This is a genomic window from Bradyrhizobium sp. LMTR 3, from assembly GCF_001693485.1.
Lineage (GTDB): Bacteria > Pseudomonadota > Alphaproteobacteria > Rhizobiales > Xanthobacteraceae > Bradyrhizobium.
Genome location: NZ_MAXC01000004.1, coordinates 178065 through 195224, shown reverse-complemented (window position 1 = coordinate 195224; position 17160 = coordinate 178065). Strand labels below are relative to the sequence as shown.

Below are 17160 nucleotides of genomic sequence, written 5' to 3'. Positions count from 1 at the left end.
CAGAGCGCTCGCGCAATCAGACGCCGCGTGGTATCGGGCAATTACCGGAACAGACCCTCCGAAATACAAACCACGTCGGCGACGATAAAAGCTCAGCAAGTAGCCCGCATAAACCAACGGGTCGCGCGAATGCGCGCCCCGTTTGGCTCATGCGGCTATGCTTGCCGTTCGCTGTTCTTCGCCAAGCCGAACAGATACAAGCGATACGCATAAATCGTCGGTCGCGCTGCCAGGCGGCGGCGCGACCGCCCAACAACAAGAAAAAGGGTGGAATGTCATGCGTAGTAAGGTCGTCGCACTGGTTGCAGCAGCAGTCGGAATTGTAGCTTGTGGACCAGCTTGGGCGGGATGGCCGGACGACAAGCCGATCGAAGTTGTCATCGGCTTTGCTCCCGGTGGCGGCACCGACGTCATGGCGCGCAAGCTATTGCCGTTCGTCGAGCAGAGATTGGGCGGCAAGTCCAAATTTGTCGTGCTGAACAAGCCTGGCGCCGGTGGAGAGATCGCGTTTGCCGCGATTGCCCGCGCCGCGCCAGATGCGTACTCGATCGGCGTGGTCAACGTGCCCGGATATAATTTTATCCCGATGACGCGAAAGACCCAGTACAGCATGGATGAAATCCGCCTGGTCGCGCGCGTGGTCGACGATCCCAGCGTGATCGTGGTGCCTGCGGACAGCAAGCTTGCAAGTCTTGCCGACGTTCTGGCTGCGCTGCGCAGCAAGCCGGGTTCGGTGACATTCGGCCATAATGGCGCGGGCACGAATGGACATCTGGCGATCCGCATGCTGGCAAGCGCTGCCAAGGTCGAGCCCAACGAAATTTCCTATCGCGGAACGGCCGCGCAAAGGACCGATCTTCTGGGCGGCCATCTGCAGGTCGGAATGGTCAGCCTCAGCGAACTCCCCGAGCTGCACGGCACCAACAAGGGACAACTCCGCGCGATTGCGATCCTGTCGAAGCAGCGTTCTCCGTCCCTCCCCGACGTTCCAACAGCAGAGGAAGCAGGCATCGCACTCACGATGACCGCGGAACGCGGCTTCGCCGTGCCAAAGGCCGTTCCGGACGACGTCGTCAAAAAGCTGGAAGCTGCAATCGCGGATGGCTTGCGCGATCCGGAATACATCAAGAGCTCGCCCGGCGACGCCCCCGTTCTTGCTTTCATGCCCGGCGCAGAATGGCAAAAGCGTCTCGACGACATGAACCAGGCATTGCGGCCGTTCGCGGAAGAGATGAAGGCGCAGGAGCAGAAGTGAAACTGCTACGATGACGGTGCACTTAATCCACTGATCCCGCGCTCAATCGACGACGTCTCGACCGTATTAGTCACCGTAATTCCAGACATGAATTCCCACTCTGAGCCTTGACAGGGCTTATGGGCGATGTGGTGCTCAAGGGCGGCGTGGACGCAACGATTGAAATGCCAAGTCTAGTGTCGCTGTCGCTGTGCGGGCGCTATTCCGCCTTTTCCGAATCCGGCTGCGGATCGCCCTTGGTCAGCTTCGGCGAATCCACGTATGGCAACGTTGCCGTGCGTGTGGCCTCAAACCACGGCGCCCAGACAGCTCGCGCGGCCTCGACCCACAGCGCGAACGGATTCATCGCGCGCAGATATTGCTCGAACGCATCGAACGAGGGCACCGCCAGCATGTTGATGGAAATCTGCTCGCGATCGCCCTCTGCCGAACGACGGTGGACAATCTCGATCTCGAGGCCGGGCAGACGGGCGGTGGCGCGCATGGGCTCCGGGTCTCGTGGAGTCGATCGATCAGGCTCGGACAAGGGATTTCTCCATTTGGTGCCCTGATACACGTCGGCCCGGCTTCAGACTACGCCCGGCAGTTCACATCATCGACAAGATCCGAAGAGAAGATATGTAGCGAGAGCAAGAGTGGGAGGAATCGTTATGAGCACCACCGAGGTTGCCAAGCAGTTCACCGCCGCACTCAAAGCCGGCAAGTTCGACGAGGCGGAGCGCTTCTGGTCGGACGACGTCGTGAGCTACGAGGCCCAAGAGGGGCCCATGCGCGAGGTCCGCGGCCGCGCGGCGGTGCACGGCAAGGGCGAATGGTGGACCGCCAATCATGATGTGCATAGCTTCCAAGCCGAGGGGCCTTATGTGAACGGCGATCGCTTCGCCCTGCGCTTCAAGATCGACGTGACGCCCAAGGCGACCGGCCAGCGCACGCAGATGGACGAAATCGGCCTCTACACCGTCAAGGACGGCAAGATCGTCGAGGAGCGGTTCTTTTATTGATCGCTTCGAGAGGACGTCATGGTGCCCAGGGGCGGGATCGAACCACCGACACTGCGATTTTCAGTCGCATGCTCTACCAACTGAGCTACCTGGGCCTACTCGAAGGCCCAAAGGCCGCACCGAGCGGGCGGTTTATAGAGAGGTCGGACGCGCCTGTCCACCCGGCTTCGCCTTTGGCTTCGCTGGGCGCTGCCCGCCGTCGAACTCGTCCCCAAATATTTGGTGAGACACGGCTATTCGGCGTCTTCGGGGTCGGTGGGGCGGCCGGGGATGACATAGCGGCCGGAGAGCCAGCGGTTCAGATCGACGTCGCGGCAGCGTTTGGAACAGAATGGGAGTGTGGCTGGGTCGGCCGGCTTGCCGCAGACCGGGCAGGGCTTTGGCGGCGGCTTGGTCCCGCCGGGGTCCTTCCCGCCGGAATCCTTAGGGCCGCCGTCAACTGGCATTGAGCCAGCCGAAGCGGATCGGGAAGCCCTCCCCGCCGAGCAGCGTGACCGATTCGTAGAGCGGCAGCCCGACGACGTTGCTGTAGGAACCGACCATCTTGACCACGAAGGAGCCGGCGATGCCCTGCACGGCATAGCCGCCGGCTTTGCCGCGCCACTCACCGGAGCCGATATAGGCCTGGATGTCATCCTCGCTCAAACGCTTGAAGCGCACGCGGGTTTCGATCAGGCGCTGGCGGAACGCCTCCTTCGGCGTCACCAGGCAGATCGCGGTGTAGACGCGGTGATTGCGCCCCGAGAGCAGCCGCAGGCACTGCGCGGCCTCATCCACCAGATTGGCCTTCGGGAGAATGCGGCGGCCGACCGCGACCACGGTATCGGCGGCGAGGATGAAGGCGCCGCGCAGCTCGTCGTCGAGATGGACCGATTTCAGCGCCGCATCGGCCTTGGCCCGCGCCAGCCGATTGGCGCAGGCGCGCGGCAGCTCGCCCCGCTTCGGGGTCTCGTCGACATCGGCCGGGCGCAGCGCGTCGGGCTCGATGCCGGCCTGGTTGAGCAGGCTGAGCCGCCGCGGCGAACCGGAAGCAAGAACGAGTTTGGGACGGCCAAGCATGCTGGATGTGTCGGGGAGAAGGATTCGGGTGGATCGCGCGCGGAACCTATCGGAAGGCACTCCATTCCACAACCGGGGAACAAGTGATTGTTGAAGCTCCACTATCTCCGTCGCCCCTGCGAACGCAGGGGCCCATAACCACCAGGCGTTTGTCATGGGAATGACAGGCAGCGACTGGCACTGCCTCGAATCGCACGGCCGCGGCGCCGCGATGAGCGCAATTGCGCTCACGCTCGGGGTTCCTGCTTTCGCAGGAACGACGGTGAGAGCCTTACCCGCTCGGCGCGCCGGCCTTGGCAAACCTCCGGCGGATGCGCATCGATAGGCCGTCGCAGACGTCGCGATAGGCGGCGAGCTTTTGCTCGCGGTTGCCTTCGGCGTCGGTCGGGTCCGGCGTCGGCCAGTATTCGACATCGGCGGCATGCGTGCGCGTCAGCTCCAACGCCTTGTGGTGGGCTTCCGGCGACAGCGTGATGATGAGATCGAAATTGAGCCCTTCCCAATCCTCGAGCTCTTCGAACGTGATCGGCTTGTGGCCGGAAATATCCTGGCCGAGCTCGGCCATCACCGCGACAGCGAACGGATCGAGCTCGCCCTTCTTGACGCCGGCAGATTTCACATAGAGGCCTTGCGGAAACATCTGCTGCAGCAGGCTCGCCGCCATCGGCGAGCGCACGCTGTTCAGCCCGCATGCGAACAGCACGGCCTGCGGATTGCGCGCGCGGGGCGGCGCCTCCATGCGGTCAGGCTTCTCTCGTCCGGGACGAGACCTCGCTGCGCTTCGGCGTCATGCGTCCTGCCCCTTCCAGTGCAGCACGCAGATCAGCGTGAACAGGCGGCGGGCGGTTTCGAAATCGATGCGCACCTTGCCCTTCAGCCGCTCCTGCAGCGTGCGCGAGCCTTCGTCATGAATGCCCCGGCGGCCCATGTCGATGGCCTCGATCTTGTCGGGCGTGGCGGTGCGGATGGCCTGATAATAGCTGTCGCAGATCATGAAATAGTCCTTCACGATCCGCCGGAACGGCGTCAGCGACAGCAAATGCGCCACCACGGGCGTGCCGTCCTCCTGGCGGATGTCGAACATCAGCCGATTGCCTGTTATCGCGATGTGCAGCGTGTACGGCCCCGGCACCGTCTCTTCCGGCGCGAACAGGTTCTGCTCGATCAGATCGTAGATCGCAATCGCCCGCTCATGCTCGATATCGGGGCCGGAACGCCCGATCGATTCCTCGTCGAGCGTCACCGCGACGATGCGGTTGTGCTGGTCATCGTCTGGCGGCGGCTTGTTCATGGCAAATTGAGGCGCAATCCGACGGAGCGTGAATGGGCATCCAGACCCTCGGCCTTGCCCAAGGTCATCGCGGCAGGCCCCAGCGCGCGCAACTGGTCCGGCCCGCATTTGAGAATCGAGGTGCGCTTCATGAAGTCTAGCACGCCGAGCCCCGACGAAAACCGCGCCGAGCGCGCGGTCGGCAGCACGTGGTTGGAGCCGCCGACATAATCGCCGATCGCCTCCGGTGTGTGGGGGCCAAGGAAAATCGCGCCGGCGTTGCGGACCTTTGCCGCGAGCGCATCCGCATCCGCGGTCATGATTTCGAGATGCTCGGCCGCGATTGCGTTGGCAAGCTCGACCGCCTCGTCGAGCTCTTTCACCATGATGATGGCGCCGAAATCGTTCCACGAAGCCCGCGCGATCTCGGCGCGGGGCAGCGTCGCGAGTTGCGACTCCACCGCGCGCTCGACCTCGGTGGCCAGGTCTGCGCTGTCGGTGATCAGGATCGACTGCGCGCTGGCGTCATGCTCGGCCTGCGCCAGCAGATCGGCGGCGATCCAGCCGGCATTGGAGGTCGCGTCGGCGATGACGAGCACTTCCGAAGGACCCGCGATCATGTCGATGCCGACCTTGCCGAACACCTGCCGCTTGGCGGCGGCGACATAGGCGTTGCCGGGGCCGACGATCTTGGCCACCGGCGCAATCGTCGCCGTGCCAAAGGCCAGCGCCGCCACCGCCTGCGCGCCGCCGACGCGATAGATTTCGGAGACGCCGCCGAGATGGGCGGCCGCCAGCACCAGCGGATTGAGCTTGCCGTCCGGCGACGGCACCACCATAACCACGCGCGGCACGCCGGCGACCTTGGCCGGCACCGCGTTCATCAAGACCGAGGACGGATAGGCCGCTGTGCCGCCGGGCACGTAAAGGCCGACCGCATCGACCGCGCTCCAGCGCCAGCCGAGCTCGACGCCGAGCGCATCGGTGAAGCGCTCGTCCTTCGGCAACTGCCTCTGGTGGAACACCTCGATCCGGTCGCGGGCGAATTTCAGCGCGTCGATGGTCGCGGCATCGCAGGCCTTCACGGCGGCGTCGATCTCGGCCGCGGTCACGCGCAGGCCGGAGGCCGCAAGCTCGAGTCGGTCGAATTTCCTGGTCGCCTCGATCAGGGCGGCGTCGCCGCGCGCGGCCACGTCGTCGACGATGGCCCTCGTAGCGCGCTCGACATCGGCCGAAACTTCGCGCTTGGCGGCGAGGAATTGCTTGAATCGTGAACCGAAATCGGCGCTGCTGGTATCCAGGCGGACGGGCATGGCGGCTTTCTGAGAGACGTCGGAGGCCCCTGCTCAATGGCGCGGCGGCCAAGGGCCGTCAACCCTTGCTACCCCGGAAACCGACCCGTAGGGTGGGCTAAGCGAAGCGAGCCCACCCTAACGACCACCGGCGGCTGAGATGGTGGGCACGGCGCGAAGCGCGCCTTTGCTCACCCTAAGGCTGCGGAGTCACCCCTCCGGCCCCAGGGGCGCTATCGCGACGTCGCTGGTGCCGAGGTCGCCGGTGCCGAGGTCGGTCAGCTCGCATTCCAGGCACTCGAGGTCCAGCCGCAGCGCCTCGCCATGGCTGAACAGGAGAAGCGCGCTGCCGCCGGGGGCCTCGCCCGGGTGGAATTCGATCCCGACCAGTTCCAGCATCGCTTCGCGCCGCTGCAGATCGATGTTGCGCGATTTGCAGGCCAGCACCCGATCGAAGCGCAGCGCCGCGATCAAGCGGCGCGGTTCGGTTCCGCCTGACAGCGTCTGCTCCCAGTCGAGCCGGCTCATGCCGACCACCAGCCGCTTTTCGCCCTGCCGCCAGACGATATCGGAGGCCAAAACGCGGGCGTCCTGCACATGGGCCGATATGACCGCGAGATCGTCGGCGTCGAGCGCCATCAGTTTGAGCGGGTCCGCCGGCATAGGATCCTCGATAGCCCTTCGATCTTTTGTTTGAGCATGATCTTTTCGGAAAACCGGTTCCCACTTTTCCGGATCATGCTCTAATCACTAATGCGCTGGATCAACGCACCGCAGGCCGAAAGTTTTTCCTCCAGCCGCTCGAATCCACGGTCGAGGTGATAGATGCGATTGACCATGGTTTCGCCCTCGGCGGCAAGGCCTGCGATAACCAGCGAAACCGACGCCCGCAAGTCGGTCGCCATGACAGGCGCGCCGCGCAGTTTTGCGATGCCGTCGATGGTCGCGGTCTCGCCGTCCAGCGATATCCGCGCACCGAACCGCGCCAGCTCCTGCACATGCATGAAGCGATTCTCGAAGATGGTCTCGGTGATCTGCGAGGAACCGCCGGCGCAGGCCATCAGCGCCATCAATTGCGCCTGCAGGTCGGTCGGGAAACCCGGGAACGGCGCGGTCGACACCGTTACCGGCTTGATCCCAGCGCCATTCCTGGCAACGCGGATGCCATCATTGTTGACGGTGATGACGGCCCCGGCCTCGGTCAGCACGTCGAGTGCCGACTGTAGTAGTTCGGGGCGCGCGCCGGAAAGCTGCACATCGCCGCCGGTCATGGCGACCGCCATCGCATAGGTGCCGGCCTCGATCCGGTCAGGCAGCACAGTGTGGCGGGCGCCGTGCAGCTTCTCGACGCCCTCGACTGTGATGCGAGGCGTGCCCGCTCCGCTGATGCGCGCGCCCATCTTGTTCAGGCAGTCGGCGACATCAGTGATTTCAGGCTCGCACGCGGCATTGCTGATGACGGTCGTGCCCTTGGCGAGCGTTGCCGCCATCAGCGCGACATGGGTGCCGCTCACCGTCACCTTGGGAAAATCGATCGCAGCCCCGCGCAGGCCGCCGGGCGCCTTCGCCACCACATAGCCGCCGTCGATGGCAAGCTCGGCGCCGAGCTTCTCCAGCGCCATGATCAGGAGATCGACCGGCCGAGTGCCGATCGCGCAGCCGCCTGGCAGCGAGACTTTCGCTTCATGCATGCGCGCCAATAGCGGCGCGATCACCCAGAAGCTGGCGCGCATCCGCGACACCAGTTCGTAAGGCGCTGTCGTGTCGATGATGTTGGCGGCGGAGATGTGCAGGGTCTGGCCCTGATATTGGCCGTCGCCCGGCCGCTTGCCCACTGAGGTGATGTCGACGCCATGGTTGCCGAGGATGCGCTGCAGCTGCGCGACATCGGCAAGCCGCGGCACGTTGTCGAGGATCAGCGTTTCCTCGGTCAGCAGGGCTGCGATCATGAGCGGGAGGGCAGCGTTCTTCGCGCCCGAAATCGCGATGGTGCCGTTGAGCTTGCTGCCGCCGACAATACGAATGCGGTCCATGCCATGCCCTCTGCTGTGCACAATTTATGAGCGGGTGCGTCCACAGCAGAAGCAGCGACATTTGCGGCGATTTGATGGGGTACGCCGTCGTTCCGGGGCGCCCACGAAGTGAGCGAACCCGGAACCCATTCCTCCTCTAGCGCTTGCGCCCAATGGATTCCGGGCTCGCGCCAAGAGGCGCATCCCGGAATGACCAAGCTTCACGACCTGATAAACGCCAGCAAATCGGCGTTGATGGTGGCGGCCTCCGTGGTCGGCATGCCGTGCGGAAAGCCCTTGTAGGTCTTCAGCGTGCCGTTCTTCAGAAGCTTCGCCGATAGCGGCGCGGAGTCTTCGTAAGGAACGATCTGGTCGTCGTCGCCGTGCATCACCAGCACCGGCACATTGATCTTCTTGAGGTCCTCGGTGAAGTCGGTCTGCGAGAAGGCGACGATGCCGTCGTAATGCGCTTTCGCACCGCCCATCATGCCCTGGCGCCACCAATTCTCGATGACGGCTTCCGACGGCTTGGCGCCCGGCCGGTTGTAGCCGTAGAACGGACCGGCCGCGATGTCGCGATAGAAGTTCGTGCGGCTCGCCGCGAGCGCCGCCTGAAATCCGTCAAACACTTCCTTGGGCAGTCCGCCCGGATTGGCCGGCGTCTGCACCATCAGCGGCGGCACGGCGCTGAGGATCGCCGCCTTTGCCACCCGACTCTCGCCGTGGCGGGCGATGTAATGCACCACCTCGCCACCGCCGGTGGAATGGCCGACATGAACGGCGCCTTTGAGATCGAGATGCGCCGTCAGCGCCGCGAGGTCGTCAGCGTAATGATCCATGTCGTGGCCGTCGGCCACCTGGCTGGAGCGGCCGTGGCCGCGGCGGTCATGAGCGATGACCCGAAAGCCGTTGTTCAGGAAGAACAGCATCTGCGCATCCCAATCGTCCGCCGACAGCGGCCAGCCGTGGCTGAACACGATGGGCTGACCCTTGCCCCAATCCTTGTAGAAGATCTCGACGCCGTCTTTGGTGGTGATGGTGGGCATTATGAATTCTCCTCTGGTTACGCCATCATCCCCGAGCACGCGTCATTGCGTCGCCCGGAAGCTGACGTGGTTGATTGCGATGTGCGGACTTGCCTCGGTAGATACCAGAGGCCAGCCTATGTGGGCGTCGGCCGGTATCGCCGGAGCACGCCGATGATCACGACGACGAAGAATACCAGCACGATGCCCTGGACGATCGCGAACGGCGGCTCGGCCGGTGGCACGCTCGGCGCCAGCGCATGCAGCGCCGGCACTTTGAGGAAGGACTGGATCACCAGCACGAACACGTTGAGATAGAGCGAGACCAGCGCGGTCAGCGCGTAGATCCAGCGCCAGGCACCGTTAAGCTTCATGCCGTAAAGCGCAAAACAGGCGATCGCCAGCAGCACCAGCGAGAGAATGCCGATCATATGCGACGGCAACAGCTTCTCGGACAAAAGAGGCGGAATCGGAAATCCTGACGCGCTGGTCAAGATCGTGAACACCAGGAAGATCGCGGTCAGGCCCGGCATCCGCTTCGAGCCGAGCATCCCGAACATCACGATGAGGCCCGCCACGATGGCGATCAGGCTGATGATGACGTGCACGAGAACGAATGTTGCCAAACTCATACCTAAAATCATGACGCGCCCCCTTCGTTGGAAATCTTCTAAACGTTACGACGCGGCGCGAAGAATTTCCACACGCATCGCGTGCGGCCTTCGGCAAGGCAGGCATGTGCGCCAGTTCATCCGCATCGACAAAAGTTGTATGATGCACGAAATATTTGCGCTTCTGTCACAAATGACGGCAGCCACGCCGTATCATAGCGACGGTTTCGCGGCGTCGGCGAGATAACCATGCAGCGCGGCGACCACCTGTGCGCCCTCGCCGATCGCGCCGCCGACGCGTTTGACCGAGCCGGAGCGCACGTCGCCGACCGCGAACACACCGGGCACCGAGGTTTCCAGGGGCGGCACCGGGCGGCCGAGATTTTGTTCGGACTGCGCTCCCGTCACCACAAAGCCCGCGCGGTCGAGCGTGACGCCGCAGCCGTCCAGCCAATGGGTCGCCGGGTCGGCGCCGACGAACAAAAACAGGTTGCGGACATCGAAACTGTGCTGTTCGGGCGCCAGCCGGCTCTTCCAGCGCACGCGTTCAAGCGATCCATCGCCGCCGCCTTCGACCGCAATCACCTCGGCGTTGAAGACCAGCTCGATGTTGGACGCCGCCTCGATCCGCTCGATCAGATAGCGCGACATGCTGGCGCCCAGCCCGCCGCCGCGGATGATCATGTAGACCTTGCGCGCATGGCCGGACAGAAACACCGCGGCCTGGCCAGCGGAATTGCCGCCACCGACCAACACGACATCCTGGCCGACGCACAGCTTGGCCTCGATCGGCGAGGCCCAGTACCAGACGCCGCGGCCTTCGAACACATCGAGATTTTCGATTTCCGGCCGCCGGTAACGCGCCCCGCTCGCCACCACGATGGATTTGGCGCGCAGCGACTGCCCGCATTCGGTGGCCAGCGCGAACACGCCGTCGCGCTGCGAGCAATCCAGCGACCGGATCGAAACCGGTATCAGCATCTCGGCGCCGAATTTTTGCGCCTGATTGTAGGCACGGCCGGCGAGCGCCTGCCCCGAAATGCCGGTCGGAAAACCCAGATAGTTTTCGATGCGCGCGCTGGCGCCGGCCTGGCCGCCGAACGCCCGCGCGTCGAATACCGCCACCGACAATCCTTCGGAGGCGGCATAGACCGCCGTGGCGAGACCGGCAGGACCGCCGCCGACCACCGCCACATCATAGAGTCTCTCATGCGCCTGGTTGGTGATCATGCCGACCGCCAGCGCCAGCGACGTCTCCGACGGATTTCGCAGCACGGTACCGTCGGGGCACACCACCAGCGGCAGATCGGCCCGCGAGGCCGAATAGCGCGCGACGAGATCGGCCGCGTCCTTGTCGCTTGCGGGATCGAGCACGTGGTGCGGCTGGCCGTTGCGCGCCAGAAAATTCTGCAACCGCGCCGTGTCGCCGAGGGAGGACGGGCCGATCAGCACCGGACCACCGACGCCGCCCTGGATCAGGCTGACCCGGCGCAGGATTAGCGCGCGCATGATGCGCTCGCCGAGCTCGGCTTCCGCGACCAGAAGCGCACGCAATTGGTCCGGCGGGATCAGCAGTGTTTCGACGTCACCCTCGGCGTGGCCGTCGACCAGCGCGACGCGCCCGGAGAGTTGTCCGATCTCGGCCAGAAACTGTCCCGGGCCCTGGTCGATGACGGGCGTGATATGGCCGAGGCCGTCGCGCTGGGTGATCGCGACCGTGCCCGACAGCACCACGAACATGCCGGGACCGACCTTGCCGGTCTCAAACAGGATTTCGCCGTCCTTGTAGGTCCGAAGCTCCCCGAACCGGCGCATGCGCGCGATTTCGTGATGGGTGAGCGCCGGGAATGTCTGTTCGTAACGCGGAAACGCGGTGGAAGTCGCGCCGGTCGCCGGACCAGCCGTGATGTCTGCACTCATGATCGCCACCCAAAGAAACAACAACTGCAAAAGAATTGTCAGGCCGCCCGGCGAGCGATCGGGGATTCCCTCTACGCTACTGGCCCGGCTTTTCTCCGCTGGCGTCATCTAGGGACGCATTGGGGCTTTCGGAAGATGCGCCGGGATCGCTGCGCCCACGCGCCTGCGACTTCCGCCGCTTCAGATTTTCGCGCAGCGCCAGCTTCAGCCGGTCGCGTCGTGAATCCTTCACATCCGCGCCGGTCTTTCCTGCGCTCTTGTCTTCATCACCCTTCATCGTCAGTCCGCCGAACATGCCTTGTTCAAAACAGCGCCAAGGACGCCGCCATTCGAAGCCGCTTTCGATCAGCCATGCCGCAATCGCGCCCGGCCTGCCACGATCCCGAACCCCGCGACAAGTAGCGGAAGCCAGGATTCGGCCGCTCAAGGCAAGGTCGGGAACCGGTGCGAGGCCCGAAGTAGCCCAATTGCTCCTGGTCCTGATCGTCGGGACGATTTTTACCCCATTTTGGTGCTTTCTCAGCCTGTCCGCGCGCTTGCACCAGAACGGCCCTTGTGGCAAGAACCGGCCGCCTGTAGGGGCCTTTAGGGCCGATTCCTTGAACACCGGGCATGCTGCCGTAGCTCAGTGGTAGAGCACTCCATTGGTAATGGAGAGGTCGACAGTTCAATCCTGTCTGGCAGCACCAGCTCTTCCCTGAAAGATCAGCCACAAGGCTTCCGCGCGTCGGGTTGCGAGCGGTCATTCGCTTCCTCGAACATTGCCGATTTCTTGCTCGCCGTCGCGGCCGTCTGTAGGAGGTTATTAAAACCGATCATACACCGTGGAGTTTGTCGGCCGATGCAAAATGCGGGTGCGACCTCACGGCTTCATGCGGGACGATCCGATCGGTTGCACAACGTATGATGTCGTAGCATTCACAGGTAGCCTCCTCGAGCCGCGGCCTGTCAATTTCGACCAAGCCCCGCCGAGCGGATCTGATGGCGCCTAAGGCGCGGAGTTTGGCAATCACCTGCGTCACGGTCGTTCGTCGCACCCCGAGCAACTGCGAAAGCGTGCCCTGCGTTAATGCCAGGATGTTGTTGCCCTCGGTTCGATCGTGCAGATGAAGCAGCCACCGGGCCATGCGGGCCTCGACCGAGTGCAGTCCGTTGCAGGCTGAGACGTGCTGGAACTGCATGAGTATCGACCTCGTGTGCGCCTCGACCACCTGTCTGATGGCGCCGCTCTCCATGTAGGCTGCATGAAACCGCGACACGGAGATTTGCGAGGCGGTGCCGGCCACCCGCACGACCGCGGTCACGGAGGACAAGAAAGAGGGTCCCAGCACCGATAATGCCCCGATCGCTCCCTCGCGCCCGATTACCGCGGTTGCGATCGTTTCTCCGTTCGGAAGGCCGAGCATGAAGGAGATGGCCCCGCTATGGGGAAAGTAAACATGGTGGCGTCGATCTCCCGCTCGTATCACCACGGCGTCCTGTTCGAGCGACACCTTCTGGAGATGAGGGGCGAGCAACGCGAGGTCTGCCGGCGGCAACGCCATGAGAAGGCGATTACCGGCGCTCGCCGGACGGCCCATCACGAGAGACTTCGTCCCTCAGAAGAACACGCAGATCTCCTGGGAAGTCTTTGGCAGGAATGTCTTCTGCGCTGTGCCGCCACCAACTCCACTTTCATCGTGCATCGTGCCGGCTTTGAGCAGCCATCTTGGATACGATACTTGCTGAGTACCCTACCGCGCCACGCCGGTAAAGGTACGGCGAACCTTTGATGCGGCGTCGCAGGCGATCGGGGAACCGCTTCGACACCAGCCTTCAGGACCGCTGATCGAGTTCCGCTAAGGTCAGCCACCGGTTCATTGTGCTGGCGGCCCCGCCGATACGGGAACTGTCCGTATGGGCAATCTAACGCAACCTCATCCCGGCCCCAGTGCGACATTGCGGAACGCCCTGACCAGCGATCCTTCCAGCTTGCCCTCCATGCCGCACAGGATCTGGTAGGCGGCGGGCCGGGCCATGGGCGGCCGGTACGACCTCGACTCGATGAGCGCGGCGAAGATGTCCGAGATCGTCAGCAACCGGACCAGATCGGAAATCTGCGAGGCCTTCAGTCCATCTGGATAGCCGGAGCCGTCAAGATATTCGTGATGGTGCCTCACGCCGTCCAGAATCTCCGGGCTGATGCCGGACACGCCCTTCAACAGTTCATATCCGATCGCGGGATGGCGCTTGATGATCTCCTCCTCGTCAGGGTCCAAGCGCCCGGGCTTGTCCAGAATCGACAGCGGGATGCGCGCCTTGCCGATGTCGTGAAGGGTCGCCGCCATTCCGAGCCGCGATACGTCTGTGCCGGAAAACCCGATATCGAGCGCGAAGCCGACCGCGACGCCGGTGACGAGCAGGCAATGCTGAAACGTGCCCTCGTGATAGCGGCGCACCTCGTCAAGCCATGCCGAAAGGCCATCCTGCCCGACGCGCTGGATGATCTTCGACGTCGCACGCTTCGCATCGGCAACTTTCACCGGCCTGCCAAGGCGCACATTCGAAAACATCGAGGCGAAGGCGGCCACGCCCTCGTCCATCTCCGATGCCGGAACCGCAGCTTTGTCCTCCGCGGCCGCTTCCACCGCTTCGATCTGCGCAACCTTGGGAATTGCTTCCTTGGCGCGTGAAAGGACCGCGGTCGCGCCGAGCGCATAGGCCTGCGCTACCATCGAGCGCGAGAGATTGTGAACGACGAACAGTTTTTCGGGAATGCCGGCGAGGTCCTGCAATATGAGCCTGAGCCGATCGACGCGCGGCATCTGCCGCAGGTCGACGTCGACCATCAGCACGCCATGCGACCTGAGCCGGGTGCCGTCGCCGCCCAGCAACCAGGGCACCACGGCGTGTTGCGGCTCGAACATCGCGCGAACTGCAGGCAACTTCGTCGGTTCGTCTGTGACATAGTAGACGAGCATGTCGAGAAAAGTCCGTACGCGCCAATATTGAAGAAACCGTCTCTCAATCTTGGAGAACTGAAAACAAATTGAACGATCGATGGTTCGAAAGGCCGAGCCCTCACTCGGCGCCATCGGCATCAGGCGCTCCAACGCACCTCATTCTGGGACATCAGGGCTACCTTGCCGTTAAGTATCCACCTCGTATAACTACGTACCTCAAACGAGGTACGCACGCCGTTCGTCCGCAGACCGTCAGATCGAGGGCATCGTCCGTGAATGATCTCCTGTCGTCGCGAAGGGAACGGCGGACCGAGAGATTGATGCTGTGCGCTTTGGTCGCGATGGGCAGCCTGTTTGCCGGGCCAGCGTTGGCGCAGGCCGATCTCGCCGGGGCAACGGCCAAACTCACGCTGCAGGTTGCGACCGCCATGCTCGGCGAGCGCTGCCGCCGCGTCGAGGCGCCGAACCCCGCATCGTTCGCATCGGTAGCCCTGCACCGGACTTTCCACGACGATTTCGATACCCATCCGCTGCTGGATGAAAGATGGGCGCCCTACTACGCCGGCGGCGCTGCCTGGCCGGAAGCGCGTTACTGGGGTGGCGAGGGCTCCGACTTCAGGCGCAAGACCAGCTACAATGGCGAACAGCAGATCTATGTCGATCCGCGTTATGGCGGGCGCGAAACAACGCCGCTCGGCCTCGATCCGTTCAAGGTCAAGGACGGCGTTCTCTCGATCGTCGCCAGCCGGACCCCGCCAGCGCTGAAGACCGTGCTGTTCAACAATGAATATATCTCGGGCATCCTGACGACCCAGAGCCGGTTTGCCCAGAAGTACGGATATTTCGAAATCCGCGCCAAGATACCGGTCGGCACCGGCGTGTGGCCGGCATTCTGGATGCTCGCCGATGACGGCGGCTGGCCGCCGGAAGTCGACATCATGGAAGGCCGCGGGCAACGGCCGGGCGACATCGTGATGACGACGCATTGGCGGATACCGGAGACGCAGCGCGTGGAACGCTGCGGGTTTGACTTCATTGTGCCGGACGCCCCGACCGCGTTCCACGACTATGGCGTGCTGTGGCAGCCGGATCGCATAACCTATTTCATAGACCGACAGCCGGTCTCCGAGATCAAGGTCCCGGTCGGCTTCCACGAACCCATGTACATGATCGTGAACCTGGCTATGGGCTCGAAGACTCTCGAGGGCGTGGGATTCGTCGATGGCGAATCTCCCAATATTGTCGCATTCGAGATCGACAGCATATCCGCCTACCAAATCGACGAACGCTGACCGGAGACGATGATGTTCGGAAAATTCTCGCGCCGGCATTTTGCAAAGCTTGCGGGCTTGTCCGCGCTGGGCATTGCTGCCGCGCCAGCCGATGCCGCCGCGCAACCGGCATCCGACCGGCCCGCGCCGGCGAGCTTTCCGAAAGACTTCGTCTGGGGCACCGCGACGTCGGCCTATCAGATCGAGGGCGCCGTGAACGAAGACGGCCGCGGCCGTTCGATCTGGGATACGTTCTCGCACACATCAGGCAAGATCGAGGACGGCACCAGCGGCGACCGCGCCAACGAACACTATCATCGCTACAAGGAAGACATCGGCCTGATCAGGGAATTGGGCGCGAGGGCCTACCGGTTTTCGATCGCCTGGCCGCGCGTTTTTCCGGAAGGAACGGGCAAGCCGAACCCCAAGGGCCTCGACTTCTACGACCGGCTCGTCGACGAACTCCTCAAGAACGGCATCGAGCCGTACGGGACGCTTTATCACTGGGACCTGCCGCAGGCGCTCGAGGACAAGGTCGGCGGCTGGCGATCCAGCGAAACGTCAAAAGCGTTCAGCGATTATGCCGGCCATGTGGCAGCGCGGATCACGGATCGCGTCCGGTCGATCTTCACGATCAACGAAGCCGGAAGGTTCGTGAATTTCGGCTATGGATGGGGCATCGATGCCCCCGGGCTCAAACTGCCCGATGCGGAGGTCAACCAGGTCCGCCACCATGTGGCGCTGGCGCATGGCCTCGCCGTGCAGGCGATCCGCGCCCATGGACGCAAGGGCACCAAAGTGGGACCGGCCGAAAACATCGCGGCCTGCGTGCCGGCGTTCGACACGCCGGAAAACGTTCGCGCAGCCGAGATAGCGACGCGCGAATTGAACTCGGGCTTTCTCGGCGTCATCCTGGAAGGCAAATATACCGACGGCTTTCTGCAGTTCGCCGGCAAGAACGCGCCGAAATTCACCGATCAGGAATTGAAGATCATTTCGCAGCCGAACGATTTCGTCGGCCTCAACATCTACGCGCCGCAGTTCTACATCGCCGCTTCCGACAAAGCGCCGGGCTGGAGCGTGCTGCCGTTTCCCGCTTCCTTCCCGCACATGAATTCCGAATGGCTGCGTGTGGGGCCGGAAACGATCTACTGGGCGCCGCGGCTGGCGGCAAAGGTCTGGAACATCGAGACGATCTATATCAGCGAGAACGGCACCTCGTCGGAAGACAAGCTTCGCGCCGACGGTCAGGTCTACGACCTCGATCGCATCATGTATCTGCGCAATTACTTGCGGCAATTGCAGCGCGCGACGTCGGAGGGCGTGCCGGTCCGCGGCTACTTCCTCTGGAGCCTGATGGATAATTTCGAATGGATCTATGGCTACGAGAAGCGCTTCGGGCTCTACCACGTCGACTTCGAGACGCAGCGCCGGACGCCGAAACTGAGCGTTGCCTTCTATCGCGACGTGGTAGCGCGAAACGCGATCGGCGTCTGAACGCC

18 protein-coding genes and 2 tRNA genes are annotated in these 17160 nt (G+C 63.5%); 5 read left to right on the top strand and 15 right to left on the bottom strand.

What is annotated here, in order from left to right; genetic code table 11:
* Positions 1 to 277 precede the first annotated feature (277 nt).
* Positions 278 to 1255: a tripartite tricarboxylate transporter substrate binding protein gene (locus tag LMTR3_RS05195; protein WP_065744002.1), complete on the top strand. Its 978-nt coding sequence runs from the start codon at positions 278 to 280 to the stop codon at positions 1253 to 1255.
* A gap of 199 nt (positions 1256 to 1454) precedes the next feature.
* Here the strand turns inward: LMTR3_RS05195 and LMTR3_RS05190 are convergent, their stop codons facing one another.
* The gene (locus tag LMTR3_RS05190) at positions 1455 to 1739 is read right to left on the bottom strand and encodes a hypothetical protein (protein ID WP_065744001.1); all 285 of its coding nucleotides are present in this window, start codon (positions 1737 to 1739) and stop codon (positions 1455 to 1457) included.
* A gap of 166 nt (positions 1740 to 1905) precedes the next feature.
* On the opposite strand from LMTR3_RS05190, the gene LMTR3_RS05185 reads away from it, so the two are divergent.
* Complete coding sequence (locus LMTR3_RS05185; RefSeq protein WP_065744000.1) at positions 1906 to 2256, top strand: nuclear transport factor 2 family protein; 351 nt, start codon at positions 1906 to 1908, stop codon at positions 2254 to 2256.
* Positions 2257 to 2275: 19 nt separating this feature from the next.
* Here LMTR3_RS05185 and LMTR3_RS05180 read toward each other — a convergent pair.
* The 12 genes from LMTR3_RS05180 to LMTR3_RS05125 all read right to left on the bottom strand — a co-directional run bounded on the left by LMTR3_RS05180 (position 2276) and on the right by LMTR3_RS05125 (position 11740).
* Positions 2276 to 2351: transfer RNA gene (locus LMTR3_RS05180), tRNA-Phe, on the bottom strand.
* A 138-nt stretch (positions 2352 to 2489) separates the two neighbouring features.
* Entirely contained in the window at positions 2490 to 2702 is a 213-nt protein-coding gene (yacG, locus tag LMTR3_RS05175) for a DNA gyrase inhibitor YacG (protein ID WP_065743999.1), read from the bottom strand.
* The gene (locus LMTR3_RS05170; protein WP_057845441.1) at positions 2692 to 3315 is read right to left on the bottom strand and encodes a Maf-like protein; all 624 of its coding nucleotides are present in this window, start codon (positions 3313 to 3315) and stop codon (positions 2692 to 2694) included. The genes yacG and LMTR3_RS05170 overlap by 11 nt, the downstream gene beginning before the upstream one ends.
* Before the next feature lie 271 nt (positions 3316 to 3586).
* Positions 3587 to 4054 carry an arsenate-mycothiol transferase ArsC gene (locus LMTR3_RS05165; protein WP_065743998.1) on the bottom strand — a complete coding sequence of 156 codons (468 nt, stop codon included), beginning with the start codon at positions 4052 to 4054 and terminating at the stop codon, positions 3587 to 3589.
* Positions 4055 to 4102: 48 nt separating this feature from the next.
* On the bottom strand, positions 4103 to 4606 hold the full coding sequence (locus LMTR3_RS05160) for a UPF0262 family protein (RefSeq protein ID WP_065743997.1): 504 nt from the start codon (positions 4604 to 4606) through the stop codon (positions 4103 to 4105).
* A complete protein-coding gene (hisD, locus tag LMTR3_RS05155) occupies positions 4603 to 5898 on the bottom strand; it encodes a histidinol dehydrogenase (RefSeq protein WP_065743996.1) in 1296 nt (431 codons plus the stop codon). The genes LMTR3_RS05160 and hisD overlap by 4 nt, the downstream gene beginning before the upstream one ends.
* A 189-nt stretch (positions 5899 to 6087) precedes the next feature.
* Entirely contained in the window at positions 6088 to 6540 is a 453-nt protein-coding gene (locus LMTR3_RS05150) for a DUF2948 family protein (protein ID WP_065743995.1), read from the bottom strand.
* A gap of 80 nt (positions 6541 to 6620) precedes the next feature.
* Entirely contained in the window at positions 6621 to 7910 is a 1290-nt protein-coding gene (gene murA / locus LMTR3_RS05145; RefSeq protein ID WP_065743994.1) for a UDP-N-acetylglucosamine 1-carboxyvinyltransferase, read from the bottom strand.
* A gap of 200 nt (positions 7911 to 8110) precedes the next feature.
* The gene (locus LMTR3_RS05140; protein ID WP_065743993.1) at positions 8111 to 8935 is read right to left on the bottom strand and encodes an alpha/beta fold hydrolase; all 825 of its coding nucleotides are present in this window, start codon (positions 8933 to 8935) and stop codon (positions 8111 to 8113) included.
* 116 nt (positions 8936 to 9051) lie between these two features.
* Positions 9052 to 9558, bottom strand: coding sequence for a hypothetical protein (locus LMTR3_RS05135; protein WP_065743992.1), 507 nt, complete (start codon positions 9556 to 9558; stop codon positions 9052 to 9054).
* 180 nt (positions 9559 to 9738) lie between these two features.
* Positions 9739 to 11445 (bottom strand): FAD-dependent oxidoreductase, encoded by a 1707-nt coding sequence (locus LMTR3_RS05130; protein ID WP_065744054.1) that lies wholly within the window; start codon positions 11443 to 11445, stop codon positions 9739 to 9741.
* Positions 11446 to 11521: 76 nt separating this feature from the next.
* Entirely contained in the window at positions 11522 to 11740 is a 219-nt protein-coding gene (locus LMTR3_RS05125; protein ID WP_349643789.1) for a hypothetical protein, read from the bottom strand.
* Positions 11741 to 12059: 319 nt separating this feature from the next.
* On the opposite strand from LMTR3_RS05125, the gene LMTR3_RS05120 reads away from it, so the two are divergent.
* A tRNA-Thr gene (locus LMTR3_RS05120) sits at positions 12060 to 12134 on the top strand.
* Positions 12135 to 12260: 126 nt separating this feature from the next.
* On the opposite strand, the gene LMTR3_RS05115 is transcribed toward LMTR3_RS05120, so the two are convergent.
* The gene (locus LMTR3_RS05115) at positions 12261 to 13025 is read right to left on the bottom strand and encodes a Crp/Fnr family transcriptional regulator (RefSeq protein WP_065743991.1); all 765 of its coding nucleotides are present in this window, start codon (positions 13023 to 13025) and stop codon (positions 12261 to 12263) included.
* Positions 13026 to 13361: 336 nt separating this feature from the next.
* Positions 13362 to 14405 carry an HD-GYP domain-containing protein gene (locus LMTR3_RS05110; protein ID WP_065744052.1) on the bottom strand — a complete coding sequence of 348 codons (1044 nt, stop codon included), beginning with the start codon at positions 14403 to 14405 and terminating at the stop codon, positions 13362 to 13364.
* A 302-nt stretch (positions 14406 to 14707) separates the two neighbouring features.
* Between LMTR3_RS05110 and LMTR3_RS05105 the strand changes: the two genes are divergently transcribed.
* Positions 14708 to 15679, top strand: coding sequence for a glycoside hydrolase family 16 protein (locus LMTR3_RS05105; RefSeq protein ID WP_065743990.1), 972 nt, complete (start codon positions 14708 to 14710; stop codon positions 15677 to 15679).
* 12 nt (positions 15680 to 15691) lie between these two features.
* Entirely contained in the window at positions 15692 to 17155 is a 1464-nt protein-coding gene (locus LMTR3_RS05100; RefSeq protein ID WP_065744051.1) for a GH1 family beta-glucosidase, read from the top strand.
* Positions 17156 to 17160: the final 5 nt, after the last annotated feature.

Bases quoted from the DNA above. Each gene is read 5' to 3' on its own strand.
- LMTR3_RS05130 (WP_065744054.1), bottom strand. From the start codon at position 11,445: ATGAGTGCAGACATCACGGCTGGTCCGGCGACCGGCGCGACTTCCACC.
- LMTR3_RS05150 (WP_065743995.1), bottom strand. From the start codon at position 6,540: ATGCCGGCGGACCCGCTCAAACTGATGGCGCTCGACGCCGACGATCTC.
- LMTR3_RS05190 (WP_065744001.1), bottom strand. From the start codon at position 1,739: ATGCGCGCCACCGCCCGTCTGCCCGGCCTCGAGATCGAGATTGTCCAC.
- LMTR3_RS05185 (WP_065744000.1), top strand. From the start codon at position 1,906: ATGAGCACCACCGAGGTTGCCAAGCAGTTCACCGCCGCACTCAAAGCC.
- LMTR3_RS05125 (WP_349643789.1), bottom strand. From the start codon at position 11,740: ATGTTCGGCGGACTGACGATGAAGGGTGATGAAGACAAGAGCGCAGGA.
- LMTR3_RS05195 (WP_065744002.1), top strand. From the start codon at position 278: ATGCGTAGTAAGGTCGTCGCACTGGTTGCAGCAGCAGTCGGAATTGTA.
- LMTR3_RS05140 (WP_065743993.1), bottom strand. From the start codon at position 8,935: ATGCCCACCATCACCACCAAAGACGGCGTCGAGATCTTCTACAAGGAT.
- LMTR3_RS05160 (WP_065743997.1), bottom strand. From the start codon at position 4,606: ATGAACAAGCCGCCGCCAGACGATGACCAGCACAACCGCATCGTCGCG.
- LMTR3_RS05135 (WP_065743992.1), bottom strand. From the start codon at position 9,558: ATGATTTTAGGTATGAGTTTGGCAACATTCGTTCTCGTGCACGTCATC.
- LMTR3_RS05165 (WP_065743998.1), bottom strand. From the start codon at position 4,054: ATGGAGGCGCCGCCCCGCGCGCGCAATCCGCAGGCCGTGCTGTTCGCA.
- yacG (WP_065743999.1), bottom strand. From the start codon at position 2,702: ATGCCAGTTGACGGCGGCCCTAAGGATTCCGGCGGGAAGGACCCCGGC.
- LMTR3_RS05115 (WP_065743991.1), bottom strand. From the start codon at position 13,025: ATGGGCCGTCCGGCGAGCGCCGGTAATCGCCTTCTCATGGCGTTGCCG.
- LMTR3_RS05170 (WP_057845441.1), bottom strand. From the start codon at position 3,315: ATGCTTGGCCGTCCCAAACTCGTTCTTGCTTCCGGTTCGCCGCGGCGG.
- LMTR3_RS05110 (WP_065744052.1), bottom strand. From the start codon at position 14,405: ATGCTCGTCTACTATGTCACAGACGAACCGACGAAGTTGCCTGCAGTT.
- LMTR3_RS05105 (WP_065743990.1), top strand. From the start codon at position 14,708: ATGCTGTGCGCTTTGGTCGCGATGGGCAGCCTGTTTGCCGGGCCAGCG.
- hisD (WP_065743996.1), bottom strand. From the start codon at position 5,898: ATGCCCGTCCGCCTGGATACCAGCAGCGCCGATTTCGGTTCACGATTC.
- LMTR3_RS05100 (WP_065744051.1), top strand. From the start codon at position 15,692: ATGTTCGGAAAATTCTCGCGCCGGCATTTTGCAAAGCTTGCGGGCTTG.
- murA (WP_065743994.1), bottom strand. From the start codon at position 7,910: ATGGACCGCATTCGTATTGTCGGCGGCAGCAAGCTCAACGGCACCATC.